The organism is Citrobacter sp. CK206, assembly GCF_030333125.1.
In the GTDB taxonomy this organism is placed as follows: domain Bacteria; phylum Pseudomonadota; class Gammaproteobacteria; order Enterobacterales; family Enterobacteriaceae; genus Citrobacter_B; species Citrobacter_B koseri.
Genome location: NZ_JAOWGM010000030.1, coordinates 43,684 through 65,926 on the forward strand (window position 1 = coordinate 43,684; position 22,243 = coordinate 65,926).

The following is a 22,243-nucleotide window of genomic DNA, read 5'->3' on the forward strand; positions in this document are numbered from 1 at the left end:
TTCTTGTGCGTCGTGCTATCACAGATATGAATGTTAAAGAAAAGATAAAATGGTATTATTTCTAATACCTGATAATGAATAAGCATGAAAAGTATCATTTTTAATATGTTGATTACGGTATATTATCGCCATCCCACCCTGCGCTTTTTTTAGGAATACATATATAAAAATGGAAAGTTGCGTTGATATATTCAAAATTGTGATAGGTCCATCCAGTTCAAGAACCGTGGGGCCAATGCGTGCGGCTTGCAATTTCATTTCGCAGCTAAAACGGCAGGATACGCTGCCGTTACTCAGGAATATTGAAATTGAATTGTTTGGCGCATTATCGTTAAGCCGTAAATGCCACAATGTTGATGCCGCGCTTTATCTGGGATTGCTGGGAAATCAGCCGGAGAAGGTGGATTTACGTATGCAACTGACCGCCATCAGGCGTGCGGAAAATGACGGTATGCTTGACGTGCCTGCCCCGGCGAACAGTACGGTGACAGTGGCGGTGAAAATTATTGCGAATCACCATGCGCATCCTGGACATCCTTATGCGATGACCTTTCGCGCCAAAGATGATTACTTTACGTTATACGAGGAGACGTGGTTTTCGACCGGCGCCGGGCAGGTACGAAAATACGGTGAGTCTGCGCCCGTGGCGACAGATCAGACACGCGCCTCTCCCTTTGCCTTTCGCAACGCCGCGCAGTTGCAGACGCTGTGCCAACGCAACGGGCTTTCCGTTGCGGCGCTGATGATGAAAAATGAGCTGAACAGCCATTCTCAGCCCTCATTACAGCGCTATTTAACGCAGGTCTGGGAGGTTATGAAGCAGGCCGTTCACCGTGGCCTGCATACCGAAGGGCTGCTTCCCGGCCCTTATCAGATCCCGCGTCGGGCCTGCGCATTGCATAAATCGTTGTGTATGAAGCCTTCGGCAGCGGATTTTCTGACAACCCTGAACTGGGTTAACGTGTTTGCTATTGCCGTGAGTGAAGAGAATGCGGCAGGCGGGCAGATTGTCACGGCGCCGACGAATGGCGCAAGTGGCATTATTCCGGCGGTATTGAGCTGGTACGATAAGTTTGTTTGTCCGCTGGACGCGGGCGCCATCACCCGTTTTTTTCTTACGGCAGGTGCCGTCGCGCTGTTGTTTAAACAGAATGCGTCGATTTTAGGATCGGAAGTGGGATGCCAGGGGGAAATCGGCGTCGCATGTTCGATGGCGGCGGCAGGGCTGGCGGAGCTGATGGGCGCATCCGTCGGGCAGGTATTAAGCGCTGCGGAAATTGCGATGGAGCACCATCTGGGGTTGACCTGCGATCCGGTTGGCGGGCAGGTGCAAATTCCCTGTATAGAAAGAAACGCCATCTCTGCCGTAAAAGCCATTAATGCGGCGACGATGGCGATGAGCCGCATCAGCGAGCCTTGTATTTCTCTGGATGAAATTATTGCCGCCATGTATGAAACCGGCAAAGACATGAGCGCAAAATATCGCGAGACTTACCACGGATGCCTCGGAAAAATTCAGCCAAGAAAAAGGTGCTAGTACATTGAAATACCAAACAATGAATAATGACGAGATCGTCTGGTCGCTCTGCGCGCGTATCAAGGAAACGCGGATTTCCCTGTCTATGACGCAACAGCAGCTTGCCGATCGCGCGCAGGTAGGCATCGCGACGATCAAGCGTATTGAGAAAGGCGCTGGCCTGAACCTCGATACGCTGATTTCTCTCCTGCGCGCGCTTGATAAACTGCACAATCTGGATGCGATTTTGTTTGAATCAGAAATGCGCAATTTTAGCGAGAGCGAGAGTGTCGGGCGACTTCAGATTCGCCAGCAGGTTGCTGATTTAAACCGGAAATCGTCTGCGCCGCAAGCCGATGACAATAACGATATTGCGGCGCTGGAAAAAGCCGTTTACTGGTGATCAGCTCAGCAGATGCTGTGCATGGAAGCGCAGATGATCCTCAATAAACGAGGCGATAAAGTAATAACTGTGGTCGTAGCCCGGTTGAATACGTAACGTCATCGGCCAGTCCTTCTGGCGCGCGGCTTCGGCCAGTACCGCCGGTTGTAGCTGATCGGCGAGGAACTGATCGTTATCGCCTTGATCAATCAGCGTTGGAATGGCGTGTTCCGGCTGGCTGGCGAGCATCAGCGCGCAACTGTCCCATTCAACCCAGGCCGATCTCTCTTCCCCCAGATAGGCCGTAAACGCTTTTTCTCCCCACGGTACGCGGCACGGATTCACGATGGGCGCAAAGGCGGAAACGCTGGTGTATTTCCCCGGATTCTTCAGCGCCATGATCAATGCGCCGTGTCCGCCCATTGAATGTCCGCTGATCGCGCAACGTTCACCCACGTTAAACTGCGACTGGATCAGCGCCGGGAGTTCATCGCGCAGGTAGTCGTACATGCGGAAATGCGTGGCCCAGGGCTGCTGCGTCGCGTTGAGATAGAATCCCGCGCCTTTACCTAAATCATAACCTTCGTCATCGGCGACCTGTTCGCCGCGCGGACTGGTGTCCGGCATCACCAGCACAATGCCCAGTTCGGCGGCAATGCGTTGCGCACCGGCTTTGGTGGTGAAGTTCTCATCATTACAGGTTAACCCTGACAGCCAGTACAGCACCGGAGGTGGCGTTGTACTGCGGGGCGGCGGGAGAAAGATGCTGAATGTCATGGCGCAATTCAGCGTGGTGGAGTCGTGTCGCCAGCGTTGCTGCCAGCCTTCAAAACAACGGTGCTCTTCGAGCATATCCATGCGTGGCTCCTTTTGTGTTGAACCTGAATGAGTCGTGCAATTTCCCCATAATACAGATTATTCATTGCGCTGTGAGTAACTTTCACTTCCGCATTTATCTAACATGCTTCATCATCTACACAACTTTACATTAACACTTGGCGTCATGGCTCGTCAGATTTAGCGCGCGGAACCGCCGTGGGGAATCCGGGACATGAAAGGCAGCGGCGATTTCAATAATTATCGTTGTGAATACTGGATTATGTGCGCCGCCTCACGCACAATAAACGGGCTGCCAACAGCCTAAAAACTTTGCCCCACGCAGGGCAGAGGCGCCACACCTGCAGGAGAAGAATAAATGTCATCACTCAGTAAAGAAGCGGCCCTGGTTCATGAAGCGCTGGTTGCGCGTGGTCTGGAAACGCCGCTGCGCCCGCCCGTGCATGAGATGGATAACGAAACGCGCAAACGTCTTATTTCGGGGCATATGACCGAGATTATGCAGTTGCTGAATCTCGACTTGAGCGATGACAGTCTGATGGAAACGCCGCATCGCATCGCTAAAATGTATGTCGATGAGATTTTCTCCGGCCTTGATTACGCCAATTTCCCGAAGATCACCGTGATTGAAAACAAGATGAAAGTGGATGAAATGGTGACGGTGCGCGATATCACGCTTACCAGCACCTGCGAACACCATTTCGTCACGATCGACGGGAAAGCGACGGTGGCCTATATCCCGAAAGATTCGGTGATTGGCCTGTCGAAGATTAACCGTATTGTGCAGTTCTTTGCGCAGCGCCCGCAGGTTCAGGAGCGTCTGACCCAACAGATTCTGACCGCGCTGCAAACGCTGCTTGGCACCAATAACGTCGCAGTCTCAATCGACGCTGTGCATTACTGCGTGAAAGCGCGCGGCATTCGAGATGCGACCAGCGCCACCACCACGACTTCCCTCGGCGGATTGTTTAAATCCAGCCAGAACACGCGCCAGGAGTTCCTGCGCGCCGTGCGTCACCATAACTGATCAGGGCAGGGAGTATGGAGCGTAATGTCACGCTGGATTTTATTCGTGGCGTCGCCATCCTCGGTATCCTGCTTCTTAATATCAGCGCCTTTGGCTTGCCAAAGGCGGCTTACCTTAATCCCGCCTGGTATGGCAAGATCACCGCGTCTGACGCATGGACGTGGGCGATCCTCGACCTGTTCGCGCAGGTAAAATTCCTTACGCTTTTTGCGCTGTTATTCGGCGCGGGTCTGCAAATGCTGCTGCCGCGCGGCAAACGCTGGATTCAGTCGCGTCTGACGCTGCTCGTCCTGCTGGGCTTTATCCACGGTTTGCTGTTCTGGGATGGCGACATTCTGCTGGCGTATGGCCTTGTCGGCCTGATTTGCTGGCGACTGGTGCGCGACGCGCCGTCGGTAAAAAGTTTATTTAATACCGGTATTTTGCTCTATCTGGCGGGGATTGGCGTGTTGCTGCTGTTAGGGTTCATCTCGGCGAGTGAAACCAGCCGCGCCTGGACGCCGGATGCCTCTGCCTTGTTGTATGAAAAATACTGGAAGATTAACGGCGGCATGGAGGCGGTCAGCAACCGGGTCGATCTGCTGTCGAACAGTCTGCTGGCGCTGGGGGCGCAGTATGGCTGGCAACTGGCGGGAATGATGCTGCTGGGCGCGGCGCTGATGCGCAGCGGCTGGCTGAAGGGCCAGTACAGTCTGCAACACTACCGGCGTACGGGCGTATTGCTTGTCGTCGTCGGCGTGCTGATTAACCTTCCGGCCATTATTGTACAGTGGCGGCTGGACTGGGCGTATCGCTGGTGCGCTTTTCTGCTACAGGCGCCGCGTGAATTGAGCGCGCCGTTTCAGACTATAGGTTACACCGCGTTGATGCTGGGATTCTGGCCGCAGCTCAGCCGTTTTAAACTGGTCATTGCCATTGCCTGCGTAGGGCGGATGGCGTTGAGCAACTATCTGTTGCAGACGCTGATCTGCACCACGCTGTTCTACCAGTTCGGTTTATTTATGAAATTCGACCGACTGACGCTGCTGATATTCGTCATTCCTGTCTGGCTGGCGAACCTGCTTTTCTCCTGGATTTGGCTGCGTTTCTATCGGCAAGGGCCGGTGGAATGGCTCTGGCGGCAATTAACCCTCCGTGCGTCCGGGACGTCATTATCGGGAACATCCAGATAACGATCTGGATCACATTCATTAACAAAACGCATGTAACCGTTTCCAGCCCTGTGACCTTACTCACGTAGTCCTGAACGAAGCGCTGACAAAATACCCACCTGCTAAACACAGGGTGTCTGTGAGCAACGGCAATCTCAAACAGGGTAGTGAATATGGTAACCATTCGTGATGTGGCACGTCAGGCTGGCGTTTCCGTAGCGACCGTTTCTCGCGTGCTGAATAACAGTGCGCTGGTCAGTCCCGATACGCGCGAAGCGGTAATGAAGGCGGTCACGCTGCTGGGTTACCGCCCTAATGCTAATGCGCAAGCGCTGGCGACGCAGATAAGCGACACCATCGGCGTGGTGGTGATGGACGTGTCAGATGCGTTTTTTGGCGCACTGGTCAAAGCGGTGGATGTGGTTGCCCAACAACACAACAAATATGTGCTGATCGGCAACAGTTATCATGAGGCTGAAAAAGAGCGTCATGCCATCGAGGTTCTGATTCGCCAGCGCTGTAACGCATTGATTGTTCACTCGAAAGCGTTAAGTGACCAGGAGCTGGGAGCGTTTATGGACCAGATCCCAGGCATGGTGCTGATCAATCGTATTGTGCCGGGTTATGCCCACCGTTGCGTGTGCCTGGACAATATCAGCGGCGCAAAAATGGCGACCCGCATGCTGCTCAATAATGGTCATCAACGGATTGGTTATCTGGCTTCCAGCCACCGCATTGAAGATGACACGATGCGTAAAGAAGGGTGGCTGAGCGCGTTGCAGGAGCAGGGGATTACACCGCCAGAAAGCTGGATTGGCACGGGTTCCCCGGACATGCAGGGCGGTGAAGCGGCGATGGTGGAACTGTTGGGGCGAAACCTGCAACTGACCGCCGTATTCGCCTATAACGACAGCATGGCCGCTGGCGCGCTCACGGCGTTAAAAGACAATGGTATTGCCATCCCGTTACATCTTTCCATCATCGGTTTTGATGATATTCCTATTGCCCGTTACACCGACCCGCAGCTGACCACGGTGCGTTATCCCATTGCTTCGATGGCGAAAATGGCAACGGAACTGGCGTTGCAGGGCGCGGCCGGCACGCTGGATTCAACGGCGACGCACTGTTTTATGCCAACGCTGGTGCGTCGTCATTCGGTTGCGCTAAGACAGAATGCGGCCCCGATCACTAACCAGCAACGTCAGGGGATGTAACCGCTTTCAATATGTGAGTAAATTCACAGTATCTTAACAATACGATAGCTATGATGGCACCGTTTGAAGCACTGTAAATACTATGTAACGGTGAATAATCACTTTTAACGCATCGTCAGGGCATTAAACAGCAATTAAAGCATATTTTTGGAGCGTTACCGGGCACGGAAGAAAGATTTTTTAACAGTGAGCTTCGGCGTTCAGTAACACTTCATTAACGTTCTGCCCTGCCGAGCATTTTTCTCAAGTACTACCCTGCATAATAAAACCGGAGATACCATGAATAAGAAGGCGTTAACTCTGTCTGCTGTGATGGCAAGCATGTTATTTGGCGCGGCTGCGCACGCTGCTGATACTCGCATTGGTGTGACGATTTATAAATATGACGATAACTTTATGTCCGTCGTGCGTAAAGCTATCGAAAGAGACGCCCAGGCGGCGCCTGATGTGCAGTTGCTGATGAATGACTCGCAGAACGATCAGTCCAAGCAAAACGACCAGATCGACGTGCTGTTGGCAAAAGGGGTAAAAGCGCTGGCGATCAACCTGGTTGACCCGGCTGCGGCAGGTACGGTAATTGAGAAAGCGCGTGGTCAGAATGTCCCGATTGTGTTCTTCAACAAAGAACCTTCCCGCAAAGCGCTGGATAGCTATGACAAAGCCTATTACGTCGGCACTGACTCCAAAGAATCCGGTATCATCCAGGGCGATCTGATCGCTAAACACTGGCAGGCTAACCAGGGTTGGGATCTGAACAAAGATGGCCAAATCCAGTTCGTACTGCTGAAAGGCGAGCCGGGCCACCCGGATGCTGAAGCGCGTACCACCTATGTTATCAAAGAGCTGAACGACAAAGGCATCAAAACCGAGCAGCTGCAAATGGATACCGCAATGTGGGATACCGCAATGGCGAAAGACAAGATGGACGCATGGCTGTCCGGCCCGAACGCCAACAAAATTGAAGTGGTTATCGCGAATAACGACGCAATGGCGATGGGCGCGGTAGAAGCGCTGAAAGCGCACAATAAAACCAGCGTTCCGGTATTCGGCGTGGATGCGTTACCTGAAGCGCTGGCGCTGGTGAAATCCGGCGCGCTGGCAGGTACCGTGCTGAACGATGCCAACAACCAGGCGAAAGCCACCTTTGATCTGGCGAAAAACCTGGCCGATGGTAAAGGCGCGGCTGACGGCACCGACTGGAAAATCGAGAACAAAATTGTTCGCGTTCCGTACGTAGGTGTTGATAAAGACAATCTGGCTGAGTTTACCAACAAGTAATTCGTATATCGTTTTCTTTGGGCGCAATAACATTGCGCCCTTTATTAACGCACTCTGCGAGGCCAACAAGGTATAATTATGGTCAGCACTACTACTCCGTCGTCAGGTGAATACTTGTTGGAAATGAGCGGCATCAACAAGTCTTTTCCCGGCGTAAAGGCACTTGACAATGTTAATTTAAAAGTCCGCCCGCACTCGATTCACGCCTTAATGGGGGAGAATGGCGCAGGAAAATCAACATTATTAAAATGCCTTTTTGGGATCTATCAAAAAGATTCCGGTAGCATTTTATTTCAGGGGAAAGAGATCGATTTTCATTCTGCCAAAGAAGCTCTGGAGAATGGTATTTCGATGGTTCACCAGGAGCTAAACTTGGTGTTACAGCGCTCCGTCATGGATAACATGTGGTTAGGGCGTTACCCAACCAAAGGTATGTTTGTCGATCAGGATAAAATGTACCGGGATACCAAAGCGATATTTGATGAACTGGATATTGATATCGATCCGCGTGCGCGTGTCGGGACATTATCTGTTTCACAAATGCAGATGATCGAAATTGCGAAGGCGTTTTCCTACAATGCCAAAATTGTGATCATGGATGAGCCGACCTCTTCATTAACGGAAAAAGAGGTTAACCATCTGTTCACTATTATTCGCAAACTGAAGGAGCGCGGCTGCGGTATTGTGTATATCTCGCATAAAATGGAAGAGATTTTCCAGCTGTGCGATGAAGTCACCGTTTTGCGCGACGGCCAGTGGATTGCGACGCAGCCGCTGGAAGGGCTGGATATGGACAAGATCATCGCCATGATGGTGGGTCGTTCCCTGAACCAGCGTTTCCCGGACAAGCAAAACAAGCCGGGAGAGGTCATTCTGGAAGTGCGTAACCTGACGTCTCTGCGCCAGCCGTCGATCCGCGATGTCTCTTTTGATCTGCATAAAGGGGAAATTCTCGGGATTGCGGGTCTGGTAGGGGCAAAGCGTACCGATATTGTTGAAACGCTTTTTGGTATCCGGGAAAAATCATCGGGTACGATTACGCTGCACGGCAAAAAGATTAATAACCACAACGCGAACGAAGCCATTAATCACGGTTTCGCGCTGGTAACGGAAGAACGTCGTTCAACCGGGATCTACGCGTATCTGGATATTGGTTTTAACTCTTTAATTTCCAACATCCGCAATTACAGAAATAAAGTCGGTTTGCTGGATAATTCCCGCATGAAGAGCGATACCCAGTGGGTTATTGACTCAATGCGCGTGAAAACGCCAGGTCATCGCACGCAAATTGGCTCTCTTTCGGGGGGCAACCAGCAGAAGGTCATTATTGGCCGGTGGCTGTTAACGCAGCCAGAAATATTAATGCTGGATGAGCCAACGCGCGGTATTGATGTCGGCGCGAAATTTGAAATCTATCAACTGATTGCGGAACTGGCGAAAAAAGAGAAGGGGATTATTATCATTTCTTCCGAAATGCCGGAATTGTTAGGGATTACAGATCGTATTCTGGTAATGAGCAATGGCCTTGTTGCCGGGATTGTTGACACAAAAACAACAACGCAAAACGAAATTCTGCGTCTTGCGTCTTTGCACCTTTAAGATCAGGGGCTCCTCATGAGTGCGTTAAATAAGAAAAGTTTTCTTACTTATCTGAAAGAAGGCGGAATTTACGTTGTTCTTTTAGTCTTGCTGGCCATTATTATTTTCCAGGACCCTACATTTTTAAGTCTGCTGAACTTAAGTAACATTCTGACGCAGTCCTCCGTGCGTATTATCATCGCGCTGGGTGTGGCAGGGTTGATTGTCACCCAGGGGACTGACCTGTCTGCGGGACGTCAGGTTGGCCTGGCGGCCGTGGTCGCCGCAACGCTGTTGCAGTCCGTGGAAAACGCCAATAAGGTCTTCCCGGAAATGGCCACCATGCCGATTCCGCTGGTGATCCTGATTGTCTGCGCAATTGGGGCCGTCATTGGTCTGCTTAACGGCATTATCATTGCGTACCTTAATGTGACGCCGTTCATCACGACCCTGGGCACGATGATTATCGTTTATGGCATCAACTCCCTGTATTACGACTTCGTCGGGGCGTCGCCGATTTCGGGGTTTGATAGCGGGTTCTCGACGTTTGCGCAGGGCTTTATTGCGCTGGGCAGTTTCCGGCTCTCCTACATTACCTTCTATGCGCTGATTGCGGTGGCGTTCGTCTGGATCCTGTGGAATAAAACCCGTTTCGGTAAGAACATTTTCGCTATCGGCGGCAACCCGGAAGCGGCAAAAGTGTCCGGCGTTAACGTGGGGCTGAACCTGCTGATGATCTATGCGTTGTCCGGTGTGTTCTACGCATTCGGCGGTTTGCTGGAAGCGGGGCGTATCGGTTCTGCGACCAACAACCTCGGCTTTATGTATGAGCTGGATGCGATTGCGGCCTGCGTGGTCGGCGGCGTGTCGTTTAGCGGCGGCGTCGGGACGGTATTCGGCGTTGTGACCGGTGTGATTATCTTTACCGTCATCAACTACGGCCTGACCTATATCGGCGTGAACCCTTACTGGCAGTACATCATTAAAGGCGGCATCATTATCTTCGCGGTGGCGCTGGACTCGCTGAAATACGCCCGTAAGAAGTAATTACCGGCATGAAAAAGCCCGAAGCAGGCAACTGTTTCGGGCTTTTTTATTTCTGCGCGTTATCTAAAGAACAGAAAATAAATGCCTGCGGCGAGCGTACAAACCGACATGCACAGATATAACCCGATGTAGCTCCAGTAAAGGAGAGGGGTTTCTGCACGGTAGGCGTATACGGGTTCGCGGGCGTTCCTGACGATTTTATCCACGGCGCCAGAGCGCCAGCCTTTGTAGGCTTCCCGTAAGCTAAACAGCATCACCATCAGGACGGCGATGACCACAAAGATCGTTTTCCCTTCCACGCTTATTTTCCTTGTTTCTTTTGCAGTTCCAGCAATTGCTCAGGCGTTACTGCTGGGTAGCCCTGGGCGTCATCCGGCACCTGATGCATTGTTGGAATGGGAACTAACGGGCCTAAGAAGCGAGGTTCCCGTTTGAAAATATAGAGGTCTGCCAGCGCGCCGAATCGGGCGCCAAATTCACGTACGCGTACCGTTAACATATCTTTTGGCGACGGCACCGCATAGCACTGAGCCTGAATTCCCATATGCAGCGCAATAAACAGCGCGCGTTCACAGTGGAAACGCTGGGTAATGATGATGAAGTCGTTGGTATCAAACACTTTGCGCGTGCGCACAATGGAGTCCAGCGTGCGAAAACCGGCATAATCGAGCACGATGTCGGCAGGATCAACGCCCCCGGCGATCAGATCCTTACGCATCGTCATCGGTTCGTTATAGCTTTGCAGCGCGTTATCGCCGCTGAGCAGCAGATAATTGACCTTGCCGCTGTTGTAGGCGTTTAACGCGCCCTGAATGCGGTAGCGGTAATACTGATTAATGACGCCGGTGCGATAGTATTTTGCGGTGCCTAATACCACTCCCACCTGGCGGTAGGGGAGATCCTGTAATTCGTCGTAAATATAGGGCGCGGTTTTCCAGCTCATCCATCTGTCGAGACCAAGCACAGTCAACAGCAGCAAGCCGATCAGGACTAACAGGCTGTAAAACACGCGCTTTAACATGCAGAGAACTCGATAAAGGGATGAAATTTCAATCAGGCTACTGTACCCGCTGTCGAAGCGCAAGAAACAGCAGTCTGATTGGGGGGATTTTAGACATTCTTGCCATTTGCATGTTGCCCGATGGCGCTGTGCTTATCGGGCCTACGCACATTGCGTGTTCCAGGGCTTAACCCAGCAGTACGCGGTCGATATTATTGCAGCCTAACGCTTTCAGCGTGGCGGCGGTGGCGTCCCACTGGATTAACGGCGCGTCGGCTTTCTCCGCCAGAATTGCGCGCTGAATATCTGGATAGTCATACCCGTTCAGGTTCAGCAGATTCAGTGCGCCCTGCAAAGGCGGCAGCGTAGGGTTAAAGGCGGCGTTCTCGGCATAGCTGCCGGTGAAAATACGCCCGTCTTTGCATTCCAGCGCTACGCCGCTTGGGGAGTGGCTGTAAGGCATATGACATTTATTGGCGGCGGCAATCGCTGCCTGAGTCAGCGCGTCGCCCTCCAGCGCGAAACCGTGATCCTGCTCGTCCATCAGCAGCGTTTTGATCTCCAGGTCTTTCGGGCCGAAAGCATCAGGCAGATAGTCGCGTAAGGTATGCGGTACGCGCCCCGGCAGGTGGATACGCAGATCCAGGCCGCTGTTCAGTTCGTTCATAAACTGACGGCAATGACCGCAAGGGGTGTAGTTAACCGTGATGGCGGCGAGCCCTTTTTCACCGCGCAGCCAGGCATGGCCGATCGCGCTTTGCTCGGCATGAACGGTTTGCTGCATCGTCGCGCCCAGGAACTCCATATTCCCACCGAAATACCAGGCCCCACTGATGCCGCGCGCGATAGCGCCAACGTTAAAGTGGGAAAGGTCGGTGCGTGCGCAGGCGGCAGCCAGCGGCAGGAGCGCGAAAGCCAGCGCGTCTTCGTCCAGCCCCGATTCACGCTTAAGCGTCGAGACCTGCTCCGCAGTCAGCATGGCGGGAAAATGCTCATCTGCCAGAATCGGCGCCAGCGCTGATTGCAGATTATCCGCAAGTTGGCCAAAAGCAGTTTGAAAACGTGGATGCATGGCGTTGCCTCATAACAATGTAATGGAATCGTAGTTTACGGAGCTGTTACGGCTTTATATGTGATCCAAATCTCATTGTTATTGCAACTTGTGAAACTTAAATTAAAAATGCGCGACGCATCGCAAATTTTAACCCGCTACCGCCAGAATAATCGGGAAGAGAAACGGCGCCAGCAGCGAGGTGATGATCCCGCAGATCACCAGCGCCAGCGAACTGAACGCCCCTTCCTGGTAATCCAGCTCGGCGCAGCGTGCAGTGCCCAGGGCGTGCGAGGCGGTTCCCATTGCCAGACCGCGTGCGGCTTTGGTACGGATACGCATGAGGTTGAGCAGGGTATGACCAAATACGGCGCCCAGTATCCCGACGAAAATAACGCAGACGGCGCTAATGGCGGGAATGCCGCCGATGCTGCCGCCCACCGCCATTGCGATTGGGGTTGTGACCGATTTCGGTAATACCGATGCGGCGATTTCCGGCGTGGCGCCCATCAGTAAGGCGACAGTGGTTCCGGTCACCATGGCGACCACGCTGCCGACGAAGCAGATCGTGATGATGGATTTCCAGCGGGCGCGGATCTGGTGCAGTTGTTCATATAAAGGGTACGCCAGCGCCACGACGGCGGGTTGCAGCAGGTCGTTGAGCACCTCGCTGCCTTTAAAATAGTGATCGTAAGGAATGCCGGTCAGCATCAGAAACGGGATGATGACCACCATGGCAACCAGCAACGGGTTAAGCAACGGCATCTTAAAGCGCGCAGCCAGTTTGCGGGCGGCGAAAAAGACCGCCAGCGTCAGGGGTAACGACCACCAGATATACGACATCATTTTTTCGATCCTTTCTGCCCTAACACTTTTCGTTCACCGTGTACGATATGCGAACTCCAGCTCACGACCAGGAAAACAACCAGCGTACTGATCGCACAGGAGACCACCACCGGGCCAAACTGCGCGCGCAGCAAATCGAAGTACTGCATGACGCCGACGCCAATCGGCACAAACAGCAGCGCCATGTAACGGATCAGGACATAGCATCCCGGGTTTACCCACTTCGCTGGCAGAATTTGTAGCGCCAGTAAAACAAACAGAATCAACATGCCGATGATGCTGCCGGGAATCGTAATAGGAAGCAGCGATGCAATGAAAATACCCGCATACAAACAGGCATATATCAGTACAAATGCGCGTAAATACTGCCAGATGATATTCAGTGATTTACTCATGGTAAAAGCCCTTGATGAAACAGATTCATCATACAATTAAACTTTAAAACGTGCTACCGATCACATCATGAATTCTGAGCATAGTGGAAATAGACAACGGGAACATCGGGCAACGCCCCGTTGCCCGCGCTAAACCTGCGCCAGAAAATGCAGAAAACGACTCAACGCGAGAGAAGGGGTCTCGTTCTTGCGCCAGAACATGCCCACGCTTCCTTTCTGTTCTATTTTCGGCAGGTTTAAGATAGCCAACTGGCCCTGGCTGGCATAGCGTTGCGCCAGGCGTAGAGAAAGAATAGAGATCATATCGCTGCTTTGCAGCAAATTGGTGCTGACGTTCATCGAGGCGGATTCGATGGTGTTTTCCGGCAGCATCACGCCGTTGTCCACCAGGGCGTTATCAATGCTGATGCGAATTGGCGTACCGGTCGGCCAGACAATCCAGCGCCAGTGGGCGAGGTCGTTCCAGGAAAGCGTGGCGTGTGAGGCCAGAGGATGATGGGGGCGGGCGACAAAGCAGACCGGTTCGGTGTAGAGCACCTGATAGTTTAACGGCAGCTGGAGTGCCCGACCGCCTACGCGGCCTACCACCACGTCCAGCGACCCGGCGAGCAGATCGTGTAAAAGCGGGGTCATGACTTTTTCTTCAATATTCAGGTGCAGCGTCGGCATCTCATTGAGCAGGCAGAGGATCGCCTGCGACACGCAGTCTGTCGCGACCGGTGAACAGCCGATTTTCAGGCTTCCCACCAGCCCACCTTGCTTAAAGCGCGCGATCTCATACTGCGAACGTTCCATATCGTTGATGAGCCGCTGCGCATGCTGGAGCAACAGCTTGCCCCCTTCTGAAGGGCGTAACCCCTTGCTGTGGCGTTCAAAAAGCGTGATTCCGATCTCATCTTCAAGCTGTGACAGCCACTTCGACAGCGCGGGCTGGGTGATGTTCATCATTCGCGCAACGTGGGTCAGATTCCCTTGTTCCCCCAGCGCGACCAGCATTTGCAGGTGGTGCAGCTTCAATTTTTGCGCCCAATTCGCCATTTGATATAACCCCCAGGTTATGCCTCTGCCCGAAATGCCATTGTACATTTCATCGCCATGATTACAAACTTGCAACATACAAAAAACAAAAATGACATCTACCTTACCTGCACCGAGGCATTCACTATGACTCAACGACGTGATCTACAAGCACTGATTGACGCCGCCCCCGTCGGCAAAATGCAGTGGCGCGTTATCATCTGCTGCTTTCTGGTGGTAATGCTCGACGGTTTTGATACGGCCGCAATTGGCTTTATTGCGCCGGATATCCGTACGCACTGGCAATTGAGCGCCAGCGATCTGGCTCCGCTGTTCGGCGCGGGTCTGCTGGGGCTGACGGCAGGGGCGCTATTGTGCGGCCCGCTGTCAGACCGTTTTGGCCGTAAACGGGTGATTGAACTGTGCGTGGCGCTGTTTGGCGCCTTGAGCCTGCTTTCCGCCTTCTCGCCGGATTTGCAAACGCTGGTGGTACTGCGCTTTTTAACCGGGCTGGGGCTGGGCGGCGCGATGCCGAATACCATCACGATGACGTCGGAATACCTTCCCGCCCGCCGTCGCGGCGCGCTGGTAACGCTGATGTTCTGCGGGTTTACCCTCGGTTCGGCGATGGGCGGCATCGTCAGCGCGCAACTGGTGCCGCTGATTGGCTGGCACGGCATTCTGGTGCTCGGTGGCGTATTGCCCTTAATGCTGTTCTTCGCCTTGCTGTTTGTTCTGCCCGAGTCACCACGCTGGCAGGTGCGTCGTCAGCGCCCGCAGGCGGCGATTGCCAGAACGGTTAGCGCCATCACCGGCGAACGCTACGACAATACGCATTTCTATCTTCATGAAGCCGCCGCCATTTCAAAAGGCAGTATCCGCCAGCTTTTTGTCGGGCGTCAGCTTCCCATTACCCTGATGTTATGGGTCGTGTTCTTCATGAGCCTGCTCATTATCTACCTGCTCTCCAGCTGGATGCCGACGCTCCTGAACCACCGGGGAATCGATTTGCAGCATGCCTCCTGGGTCACTGCCGCATTCCAGGTCGGCGGTACGCTCGGCGCGCTGTTACTCGGTGTACTGATGGACAAGCACAATCCGTTCCGGGTGCTGGCCGTGAGCTACGCGCTGGGCGCGGTCTGCATCGTGATGATTGGCCTGAGCGAAAACGGACTGTGGCTGATGGCGCTGGCGATTTTTGGTACGGGCATTGGCATCAGCGGATCGCAGGTGGGGTTGAATGCCTTAACTGCGACGCTGTACCCGACTCAAAGCCGTGCAACCGGCGTGAGCTGGTCCAATGCCGTCGGGCGCTGTGGCGCCATTGTCGGTTCGCTCTCCGGCGGCATGATGATGGCGATGAATTTCTCTTTCGATACGCTGTTTTTCGTCATCGCGATTCCGGCTGCCATTAGCGCGGCGATGCTCGCCATGTTGACGGCGGTTGTCCGCCACTCAGCCTCTGAACCTGACGTGCTGCCCCGGGCAGGCGTCGTGAACGAATAAGGAGAACCTCCATGTCTGAAGTGAATCAGGATGTTAAACACAACCGTCAGCAGTTTTATCAGCACATTTCCGGGCAAAACCTGACGCCGCTCTGGGAGTCGCTGCACCACCTGGTGCCGCAAACGCCGAACGCCAATTGCGCGCCTGCGTACTGGAACTATCAGGAGATCCGCCCGCTGTTGCTGGAAAGCGGCAACCTGATTGGCGCGAAAGAGGCTGTCCGCCGGGTACTGGTGCTGGAAAACCCGGCGCTGCGCGGACAGTCGTCAATTACCGCGACGCTGTACGCAGGGCTGCAATTGATTTTACCGGGCGAGGTGGCGCCGAGTCATCGCCACAACCAGTCGGCGCTGCGTTTTATTGTGGAAGGGCAAGGCGCGTTCACCGCCGTTGACGGCGAGCGGACGCAGATGCACCCGGGCGACTTTATTCTGACGCCGCAGTGGCGCTGGCACGATCACGGCAACCCTGGCGACGAGCCGGTGGTATGGCTGGACGGTCTGGATCTGCCGCTGGTGAATACGCTGGGCTGCGGGTTTGCAGAAGATTACCCGGAAGAACAGCAGCCGGTGACGCGCAAAGAAGGCGATTACCTGCCGCGCTACGCCGCCAACATGCTGCCGCTACGCCACCAGGTCGGCAATTCCTCGCCGATTTTCAACTACCGCTACGACCGTAGCCGTGAAGCGCTGCATGACCTGACCCGGATGGGGGAACCTGACGAGTGGGATGGCTACAAGATGCGCTATGTCAACCCGGTCACCGGGGGCTATCCGATGCCTTCGATGGGCGCGTTTTTGCAACTGTTGCCGAAAGGGTTTGCGTCGCGCGTGGCGCGCACGACCGACAGCACCATTTATCACGTTGTGGAAGGTTCCGGGCAGGTCACCATTGGCAATGAGACGTTCCACTTCACGGCGAAAGATATCTTTGTGGTGCCGACATGGCACGGGGTGTCGTTCCAGACCACGGAAGATACCGTTTTATTCAGTTTTTCGGACAAACCGGTTCAGGAAGCCCTCGGCTTGTTCCGCGAAGCGCGTTATTAAATTGGGAGAGAAAAGATGAGCAAATATGTATTCGAACCTCAGGCGCCAGTCGCGGTGCCGGTTGTTGGCAGCGATGAGCAATTCCCGGTTCGCCGCGTCTACTGCGTTGGCCGTAACTACGCCGCCCATGCCCGTGAGATGGGGTTCGATCCCGATCGTGAGCCGCCGTTCTTCTTCTGCAAACCGGCCGATGCGATCGTACCGGTTGCGGCTGGCGAAACGCTGGCGCTGGCCTATCCGTCGCAGACCGATAACTATCACTATGAAATTGAACTGGTGGTGGCGATAGGCAAGCAGGGCAGCGATATTCCGCTTGAGCAGGCGCATGAGTATGTCTGGGGCTATGCCACCGGGCTGGATATGACCCGCCGCGACCGCCAGATGGAAATGCGCCAGATGGGGCGCCCGTGGGAAATCGGCAAAGCGTTTGATTTGTCCGCGCCGATTGCGCCGCTGCATAAAGCAACCGATGTGGCAGACGTCAACAACGCGCCGATTTGGTTACAGGTAAACGGGGAAGATCATCAGCGCAGCGATATTCGCCATCTGATCTGGTCCGTCAATGAAACCATCAGCTACCTGTCCGGCTTTTTTGAACTGCAACCGGGCGACCTGATTTTCACCGGCACGCCGGAAGGGGTTGGGGCAGTGGTGAAAGGGGATGTGATTACCGGCAATGTGGAAGGGTTAACGCCGATCGCCGTGAAGATTGTCTGAGGTGAATGATGAAGCTGTACAGTTTTTTTAATAGCTCGGCGTCTTATCGCGTGCGTATCGCGCTGGCATTAAAAGGCATCGATTATGAGACGGTGGGCGTCAACATTCGTATCGGCCAGCAGAATGCGCTGAGCTATCGACGGATGAACCCGAGCGGGCTGGTGCCGACGCTGGTGACTGATGACGGTGAATCTCTCGGGCAATCGCTGGCAATCATCGACTGGCTGGATCGCCACTTCCCGCAGACGCCGTTGCTGCCGCAGGTCGATCCGGCGCGCAGCCAGGCGCTGGAAATTGTCTATGCCATTGCCTGTGATATTCACCCGGTGAACAACCTGCGCGTACTGCGCTACCTGACTGACGAGCTGAAGATCGGCGAAGAAGACAAGAAACGCTGGTACGCCCACTGGGTGCAACAAGGGCTTAGCGCGGTGGAACAGCTGTTGCGCCAGGGGCAGTCCGGGCAGTTTTGCGTGGGGGATGCGCCCACGCTGGCGGATTGCTGCCTGATTCCACAATGGGCCAATGCGCTGCGAATGGGATGCGACCTGAGCGGTTATCCGCGCTGCAAGGCGGTTTATGACGCCTGCACCCGGCTTCCGGCCTTTATCGCCGCTGCCCCCGAAAATCAACAAGACAAAATTTCAGCCTGATAAGGAGAACGACAATGGCTAAAGTGACAAGCGCAATTATCGTGGGTGGCGGTATTGGCGGCGCAGCGACCGCGCTGTCGCTGGCGCGCCAGGGCATTAAAGTGATGCTGCTGGAAAAGGCTCATGAAATTGGTGAGATTGGGGCGGGGATTCAGCTCGGGCCGAATGCGTTTTCCGCGCTGGACAGCCTCGGCGTTGGCGAAGTGGCTCGCCAGCGCGCGGTCTTTACCGATCATATTACGATGATGGACGCCGTGAATGCCGAAGAGGTCGTGCGCATTGAAACCGGCCAGACCTTTCGCGACCATTTTGGCGGCCCGTATGCCGTGATTCACCGGGTGGATATTCATGCCACCGTCTGGGAAGCGGCGCTGACCCACCCGGGCGTGGAGTACCGGACTTCGACGAATATTGTCGATATCCGCCAGACGCCGGACGATGTAACGGTGTTTGACGAGCAAGGGAATAGCTGGACGGCAGATATTCTGCTGGGCTGCGATGGCGTGAAATCGGTCGTGCGCCAGAGTCTACTTGGTGATACGCCGCGCGTGACCGGGCATGTGGTGTACCGGGCCGTGGTGGAGTGCGACGACATGCCGGAAGATTTGCGTATCAACGCGCCGGTGCTGTGGGCCGGGCCGCATTGCCATCTGGTGCATTATCCGTTGCGCGGCGGGAAACAGTACAATCTGGTGGTGACGTTCCATAGCCGTCAGCAGGAGGAGTGGGGCGTGAAAGACGGAAGCAAAGAAGAGGTGCTCTCTTATTTTGCCGGGATTCACCCGCGTCCGCGTCAAATGCTCGACAAACCCACCTCCTGGCGCCGTTGGGCGACCGCTGACCGGGAACCGGTAGAGAAATGGGGAACCGACCGCATCACGCTGGTGGGCGACGCCGCGCACCCGGTTGCGCAATATATGGCGCAGGGCGCCTGCATGGCGCTGGAAGATGCCGTTACGCTGGGTAAAGCGCTGGAGCGTTGTCATGGTGATGCGCAGCAGGCCTTTGCGTTGTATGAGTCGGTGCGTATTCCCCGCACGGCGCGAATTGTCTGGTCAACCCGCGAGATGGGGCGCGTCTACCATGCCGCAGGCGTGGAGCGACAGGTGCGTAATCTGCTGTGGAAAGGCAAATCCCAGCAGGAGTTTTATCGCGGCATTGAGTGGCTGTATGGCTGGAAGGAAGATAACTGCCTTGAGCCGCGCTGAGAGACTTTAAACCGCACCACAGAGGCGCTACCATAGCGCCTCTTTTTTTGCAGGTAACGAAATGCTATGCGTGTTTTACTGGCGCCGATGGAAGGCGTGCTCGACTCTCTGGTGCGCGAGCTACTGACCGAGGTTAATGATTACGATCTGTGCATCACGGAGTTTTTGCGCGTGGTGGATCAGCTTCTGCCGGTAAAAGTGTTTCATCGCATCTGCCCGGAACTGCACAATGCCAGCCGCACGGCGTCCGGCACAGTCGTGCGTATTCAACTGCTGGGGCAATACCCGCAGTGGCTGGCGGAAAACGCCGCCCGCGCGGTGGAGCTGGGCTCATACGGCGTGGATTTAAACTGCGGCTGTCCGTCGAAAATGGTGAACGGCAGCGGAGGCGGGGCGACGTTGCTCAAAGATCCTGAGCTTATCTATCAGGGGGCAAAAGCGATGCGCGAAGCCGTGCCTGCGCATTTACCGGTCACGGTGAAAGTGCGTCTGGGCTGGGACAGCGGCGAAAGAAAATTTGAAATTGCCGATGCCGTCCAGCAGGCAGGGGCGACAGAGCTTGTCGTGCATGGGCGAACCAAAGAGCAGGGTTATAAAGCCGAACATATTGACTGGCAGGCGATTGGCGAGATCCGCCAGCGACTCACTATTCCGGTTATCGCCAATGGTGAAATCTGGGACTGGCAGAGCGCGCAAGAGTGTATGGCGGTCAGCGGCTGCGACGCAGTGATGATGGGACGTGGAGCGTTAAACATCCCGAATCTCAGCCGCGTGGTGAAATATAACGAACCGCGTATGCCCTGGCCGGAAGTGGTCTTACTGCTGCAAAAATACACCCGGCTGGAAAAGCAGGGGGATACCGGGCTGTATCATGTGGCGCGTATTAAGCAGTGGCTGGGGTATTTGCGTAAGGAATATACGGAAGCCACCGCGCTATTTCAGGAAATCCGTGCGCTTAATAATTCCCCTGATATTGCTCGCGCCATTCAGTCCATTGATATTTAAATCGCCTTATCAGGCCGCGTGCCTGATGGCGCTTCGCTTATCAGGCCTACAGACTACAGACTGTGTAGGCCGGATAAGACGGTACGTCGCCATCCGGCAGCGGTCAGCGGTTCGACAGGGAACTACGCAAAGGGCAAATATCATTCCATGAAATACTTTAATCATAATCATCTGTTTCAATTATAATTTTCTAATTATATTTTTCCTTTTCCAAAGATGTATTGCCACGCGTAACTAAAAAACAGGACGCAACACCACGTAATCTCTGCGCACCTTTTCTTACCAGAACGTCTCCATGAACCGCGATTCTCTCCTGGCCACAACGGTGTGCCTGTCTCTTTTTACGCTGCTGGCGGGTTGCGCGCCGATGCACGATACCCGCCAGTCGCTGACGCGACAAACGCCTGCTGCACAGGTTGATTCACCAGTACCGACGGCAATAAAAAACGGTTGGCCGGACAGCCAGTGGTGGAAGGCGTACCACGATCCCCAGCTTGATGCCTTAATTGACAACGCATTACAGCATTCTCCTGATATGCAGGTGGCTGAACAGCGTATACAACTCGCCGAGGCGCAGGCGAAGGCGGTTGAAGCGCAGGATGGCCCCCAGCTGGATTTCTCTGCGGATGTTGAGCGCCAGAAAATGTCTGCGGAAGGGCTGATGGGGCCGTTTGCCATCACCGATCCGGCGGCGGGAACCACCGGGCCGTGGTACACCAACGGGACGTTCGGCTTAACCGCCGGTTGGGATCTGGATCTCTGGGGCAAGAATCGGGCTGAAGTCAGCGCGAGAATCGGCGTAGTGAAAGCGCGTGAAGCGGAACAGGCGCAAACCCGGCAACTGCTGGCAAGCGGTGTCGCGCGTTTATACTGGGAATGGCAGACGCAGGCGGCGCTTAAAGCGGTGCTGACGCAAATCGAACATGAACAGCAAAACGTCATTACGGTTGATCGCCAGCTGTATCAAAACGGTATTACCTCCTCGGTCGAAGGGGTGGAAACCGATATTGATGCCGGTAAAACGCAGCAGCAGCTAAATGATGTGGCCGGTAAAATGAAGATTATTGAGGCGCGTCTGAGTGCGCTGACCAATGCGCAATCGGCCTCGCTGACCCTGCATACGGTTGCTCTGCCAGTGACTGAAAGCCAGTTGCCCGCTCAGTTGAGCTATGAACTTCTGGCTCGCCGGCCCGATTTACAGGCGGCGCACTGGTACATTGAGTCCTCTTTAGGCAGCGTTGACGCCGCAAAAGCGGCGTTTTATCCCGATATCAACCTGATGGCGTTTCTGCAACAGGACGCCCTGCACCTGAGCGATCTGTTTCGCCATTCCGCACAGCAGATGGGCGTCACCGCCGGGCTGACGCTGCCGATCTTTGACAGCGGCAGGCTGAACGCCAGTCTTGATATCGCGAAAGCGCAAAGTAATCTCTCTGTCGCGAATTACAACAAAGCGGTGGTGGATGCGGTGAATGATGTGGCGCGCGCCGCCAGTCAGGTTGAAACGATGGCTGAAAAAAATCAGCACCAACGGCAGATTGAGTATGACGCACAGCGGGTGGTTGGTCTGGCACAGGCGCGGTTTAATGCCGGAATTATTGCGGGCTCCCGCGTCAGCCAGGCGAAGATCCCGGCGCTGCGGGAACATTGCAACGGCCTGATTTTGCAAGGGCAATGGCTGGATGCGTCCATCCAGCTCACCAGCGCGCTGGGCGGCGGTTATCATCTTTGAGCGTCGTGCCGGATGGCGCTTTAATGCAGGCCAA

At 54.5% G+C, this 22,243-nt stretch carries 22 protein-coding genes; 15 read left to right on the top strand and 7 right to left on the bottom strand.

Going from position 1 to position 22,243, the window contains the following annotated elements; translation table 11 throughout:
- The first annotated feature begins 169 nt into the window (after positions 1-169).
- Positions 170-1,537, top strand: coding sequence for an L-serine ammonia-lyase (locus tag OGX81_RS17445; RefSeq protein ID WP_072025320.1), 1,368 nt, complete (start codon positions 170-172; stop codon positions 1,535-1,537).
- 4 nt (positions 1,538-1,541) lie between these two features.
- Positions 1,542-1,919: a helix-turn-helix transcriptional regulator gene (locus OGX81_RS17450; protein WP_104868446.1), complete on the top strand. Its 378-nt coding sequence runs from the start codon at positions 1,542-1,544 to the stop codon at positions 1,917-1,919.
- Here OGX81_RS17450 and fghA read toward each other — a convergent pair whose 3' ends face one another.
- Complete coding sequence (fghA, locus tag OGX81_RS17455) at positions 1,920-2,756, bottom strand: S-formylglutathione hydrolase (RefSeq protein ID WP_104868447.1); 837 nt, start codon at positions 2,754-2,756, stop codon at positions 1,920-1,922.
- A gap of 337 nt (positions 2,757-3,093) precedes the next feature.
- Here fghA and folE point away from each other — a divergent pair, with 337 nt between their 5' ends.
- From folE to mglC, 6 genes are all read left to right on the top strand, one after another.
- Positions 3,094-3,762, top strand: a complete 669-nt coding sequence (folE, locus tag OGX81_RS17460) for a GTP cyclohydrolase I FolE (protein ID WP_012131616.1) — start codon at positions 3,094-3,096, stop codon at positions 3,760-3,762.
- Positions 3,763-3,776: 14 nt separating this feature from the next.
- On the top strand, positions 3,777-4,934 hold the full coding sequence (gene yeiB / locus OGX81_RS17465; protein ID WP_104868448.1) for a DUF418 domain-containing protein YeiB: 1,158 nt from the start codon (positions 3,777-3,779) through the stop codon (positions 4,932-4,934).
- A 152-nt stretch (positions 4,935-5,086) separates the two neighbouring features.
- On the top strand, positions 5,087-6,127 hold the full coding sequence (gene galS / locus OGX81_RS17470; RefSeq protein WP_012131618.1) for an HTH-type transcriptional regulator GalS: 1,041 nt from the start codon (positions 5,087-5,089) through the stop codon (positions 6,125-6,127).
- Between the two features lie 279 nt (positions 6,128-6,406).
- Positions 6,407-7,405, top strand: a complete 999-nt coding sequence (gene mglB, locus OGX81_RS17475) for a galactose/glucose ABC transporter substrate-binding protein MglB (protein WP_012131619.1) — start codon at positions 6,407-6,409, stop codon at positions 7,403-7,405.
- A gap of 78 nt (positions 7,406-7,483) precedes the next feature.
- Positions 7,484-9,004 (top strand): galactose/methyl galactoside ABC transporter ATP-binding protein MglA, encoded by a 1,521-nt coding sequence (mglA, locus tag OGX81_RS17480; RefSeq protein ID WP_047462502.1) that lies wholly within the window; start codon positions 7,484-7,486, stop codon positions 9,002-9,004.
- Positions 9,005-9,019: 15 nt separating this feature from the next.
- Complete coding sequence (gene mglC / locus OGX81_RS17485) at positions 9,020-10,030, top strand: galactose/methyl galactoside ABC transporter permease MglC (protein ID WP_012131621.1); 1,011 nt, start codon at positions 9,020-9,022, stop codon at positions 10,028-10,030.
- Positions 10,031-10,089: 59 nt separating this feature from the next.
- Here mglC and OGX81_RS17490 read toward each other — a convergent pair whose 3' ends face one another.
- The 6 genes from OGX81_RS17490 to OGX81_RS17515 all read right to left on the bottom strand — a co-directional run bounded on the left by OGX81_RS17490 (position 10,090) and on the right by OGX81_RS17515 (position 14,360).
- Entirely contained in the window at positions 10,090-10,329 is a 240-nt protein-coding gene (locus tag OGX81_RS17490; protein WP_012131622.1) for a DUF2542 family protein, read from the bottom strand.
- Positions 10,330-10,331: 2 nt separating this feature from the next.
- Positions 10,332-11,051: an outer membrane permeability protein SanA gene (gene sanA / locus OGX81_RS17495; RefSeq protein ID WP_012131623.1), complete on the bottom strand. Its 720-nt coding sequence runs from the start codon at positions 11,049-11,051 to the stop codon at positions 10,332-10,334.
- Positions 11,052-11,217: 166 nt separating this feature from the next.
- Positions 11,218-12,102 carry a cytidine deaminase gene (gene cdd / locus OGX81_RS17500; RefSeq protein WP_104868449.1) on the bottom strand — a complete coding sequence of 295 codons (885 nt, stop codon included), beginning with the start codon at positions 12,100-12,102 and terminating at the stop codon, positions 11,218-11,220.
- Positions 12,103-12,231: 129 nt separating this feature from the next.
- Entirely contained in the window at positions 12,232-12,927 is a 696-nt protein-coding gene (locus tag OGX81_RS17505; protein WP_012131625.1) for a CidB/LrgB family autolysis modulator, read from the bottom strand.
- Complete coding sequence (locus OGX81_RS17510; RefSeq protein WP_012131626.1) at positions 12,924-13,322, bottom strand: CidA/LrgA family protein; 399 nt, start codon at positions 13,320-13,322, stop codon at positions 12,924-12,926. Before OGX81_RS17510 ends, OGX81_RS17505 begins: the two co-directional genes overlap by 4 nt.
- Positions 13,323-13,451: 129 nt before the next feature.
- Positions 13,452-14,360: a LysR substrate-binding domain-containing protein gene (locus OGX81_RS17515; RefSeq protein WP_024130178.1), complete on the bottom strand. Its 909-nt coding sequence runs from the start codon at positions 14,358-14,360 to the stop codon at positions 13,452-13,454.
- A gap of 126 nt (positions 14,361-14,486) precedes the next feature.
- Here OGX81_RS17515 and mhbT point away from each other — a divergent pair, with 126 nt between their 5' ends.
- The 7 genes from mhbT (at position 14,487) to mdtQ (ending at position 22,209) form a co-directional block, all read left to right on the top strand.
- Positions 14,487-15,845 carry a 3-hydroxybenzoate transporter MhbT gene (mhbT, locus tag OGX81_RS17520; RefSeq protein ID WP_047462511.1) on the top strand — a complete coding sequence of 453 codons (1,359 nt, stop codon included), beginning with the start codon at positions 14,487-14,489 and terminating at the stop codon, positions 15,843-15,845.
- An 11-nt stretch (positions 15,846-15,856) separates the two neighbouring features.
- Positions 15,857-16,894 carry a gentisate 1,2-dioxygenase gene (gene gtdA, locus OGX81_RS17525; protein WP_012131629.1) on the top strand — a complete coding sequence of 346 codons (1,038 nt, stop codon included), beginning with the start codon at positions 15,857-15,859 and terminating at the stop codon, positions 16,892-16,894.
- Between the two features lie 15 nt (positions 16,895-16,909).
- Entirely contained in the window at positions 16,910-17,611 is a 702-nt protein-coding gene (locus OGX81_RS17530) for a fumarylacetoacetate hydrolase family protein (protein WP_058669417.1), read from the top strand.
- Positions 17,612-17,619: 8 nt separating this feature from the next.
- Positions 17,620-18,264, top strand: coding sequence for a maleylacetoacetate isomerase (maiA, locus tag OGX81_RS17535; RefSeq protein WP_104868450.1), 645 nt, complete (start codon positions 17,620-17,622; stop codon positions 18,262-18,264).
- A gap of 14 nt (positions 18,265-18,278) precedes the next feature.
- Positions 18,279-19,472: a 3-hydroxybenzoate 6-monooxygenase gene (locus tag OGX81_RS17540; RefSeq protein WP_104868451.1), complete on the top strand. Its 1,194-nt coding sequence runs from the start codon at positions 18,279-18,281 to the stop codon at positions 19,470-19,472.
- Positions 19,473-19,538: 66 nt separating this feature from the next.
- Positions 19,539-20,477: a tRNA dihydrouridine(16) synthase DusC gene (gene dusC, locus OGX81_RS17545; protein ID WP_012131633.1), complete on the top strand. Its 939-nt coding sequence runs from the start codon at positions 19,539-19,541 to the stop codon at positions 20,475-20,477.
- 295 nt (positions 20,478-20,772) lie between these two features.
- Complete coding sequence (gene mdtQ / locus OGX81_RS17550) at positions 20,773-22,209, top strand: multidrug resistance outer membrane protein MdtQ (RefSeq protein ID WP_286487624.1); 1,437 nt, start codon at positions 20,773-20,775, stop codon at positions 22,207-22,209.
- Positions 22,210-22,243: the final 34 nt, after the last annotated feature.

Excerpts from the sequence above, each read along its gene's own strand:
- OGX81_RS17445 (WP_072025320.1), top strand. The coding sequence starts at position 170 with ATGGAAAGTTGCGTTGATATATTCAAAATTGTGATAGGTCCATCCAGT.
- fghA (WP_104868447.1), bottom strand. The coding sequence starts at position 2,756 with ATGGATATGCTCGAAGAGCACCGTTGTTTTGAAGGCTGGCAGCAACGC.
- folE (WP_012131616.1), top strand. The coding sequence starts at position 3,094 with ATGTCATCACTCAGTAAAGAAGCGGCCCTGGTTCATGAAGCGCTGGTT.
- yeiB (WP_104868448.1), top strand. The coding sequence starts at position 3,777 with ATGGAGCGTAATGTCACGCTGGATTTTATTCGTGGCGTCGCCATCCTC.
- galS (WP_012131618.1), top strand. The coding sequence starts at position 5,087 with ATGGTAACCATTCGTGATGTGGCACGTCAGGCTGGCGTTTCCGTAGCG.
- mglB (WP_012131619.1), top strand. The coding sequence starts at position 6,407 with ATGAATAAGAAGGCGTTAACTCTGTCTGCTGTGATGGCAAGCATGTTA.
- mglA (WP_047462502.1), top strand. The coding sequence starts at position 7,484 with ATGGTCAGCACTACTACTCCGTCGTCAGGTGAATACTTGTTGGAAATG.
- mglC (WP_012131621.1), top strand. The coding sequence starts at position 9,020 with ATGAGTGCGTTAAATAAGAAAAGTTTTCTTACTTATCTGAAAGAAGGC.
- sanA (WP_012131623.1), bottom strand. The coding sequence starts at position 11,051 with ATGTTAAAGCGCGTGTTTTACAGCCTGTTAGTCCTGATCGGCTTGCTG.
- cdd (WP_104868449.1), bottom strand. The coding sequence starts at position 12,102 with ATGCATCCACGTTTTCAAACTGCTTTTGGCCAACTTGCGGATAATCTG.
- OGX81_RS17505 (WP_012131625.1), bottom strand. The coding sequence starts at position 12,927 with ATGATGTCGTATATCTGGTGGTCGTTACCCCTGACGCTGGCGGTCTTT.
- OGX81_RS17510 (WP_012131626.1), bottom strand. The coding sequence starts at position 13,322 with ATGAGTAAATCACTGAATATCATCTGGCAGTATTTACGCGCATTTGTA.
- OGX81_RS17515 (WP_024130178.1), bottom strand. The coding sequence starts at position 14,360 with ATGGCGAATTGGGCGCAAAAATTGAAGCTGCACCACCTGCAAATGCTG.
- mhbT (WP_047462511.1), top strand. The coding sequence starts at position 14,487 with ATGACTCAACGACGTGATCTACAAGCACTGATTGACGCCGCCCCCGTC.
- gtdA (WP_012131629.1), top strand. The coding sequence starts at position 15,857 with ATGTCTGAAGTGAATCAGGATGTTAAACACAACCGTCAGCAGTTTTAT.
- OGX81_RS17530 (WP_058669417.1), top strand. The coding sequence starts at position 16,910 with ATGAGCAAATATGTATTCGAACCTCAGGCGCCAGTCGCGGTGCCGGTT.
- maiA (WP_104868450.1), top strand. The coding sequence starts at position 17,620 with ATGAAGCTGTACAGTTTTTTTAATAGCTCGGCGTCTTATCGCGTGCGT.
- OGX81_RS17540 (WP_104868451.1), top strand. The coding sequence starts at position 18,279 with ATGGCTAAAGTGACAAGCGCAATTATCGTGGGTGGCGGTATTGGCGGC.
- dusC (WP_012131633.1), top strand. The coding sequence starts at position 19,539 with ATGCGTGTTTTACTGGCGCCGATGGAAGGCGTGCTCGACTCTCTGGTG.
- mdtQ (WP_286487624.1), top strand. The coding sequence starts at position 20,773 with ATGAACCGCGATTCTCTCCTGGCCACAACGGTGTGCCTGTCTCTTTTT.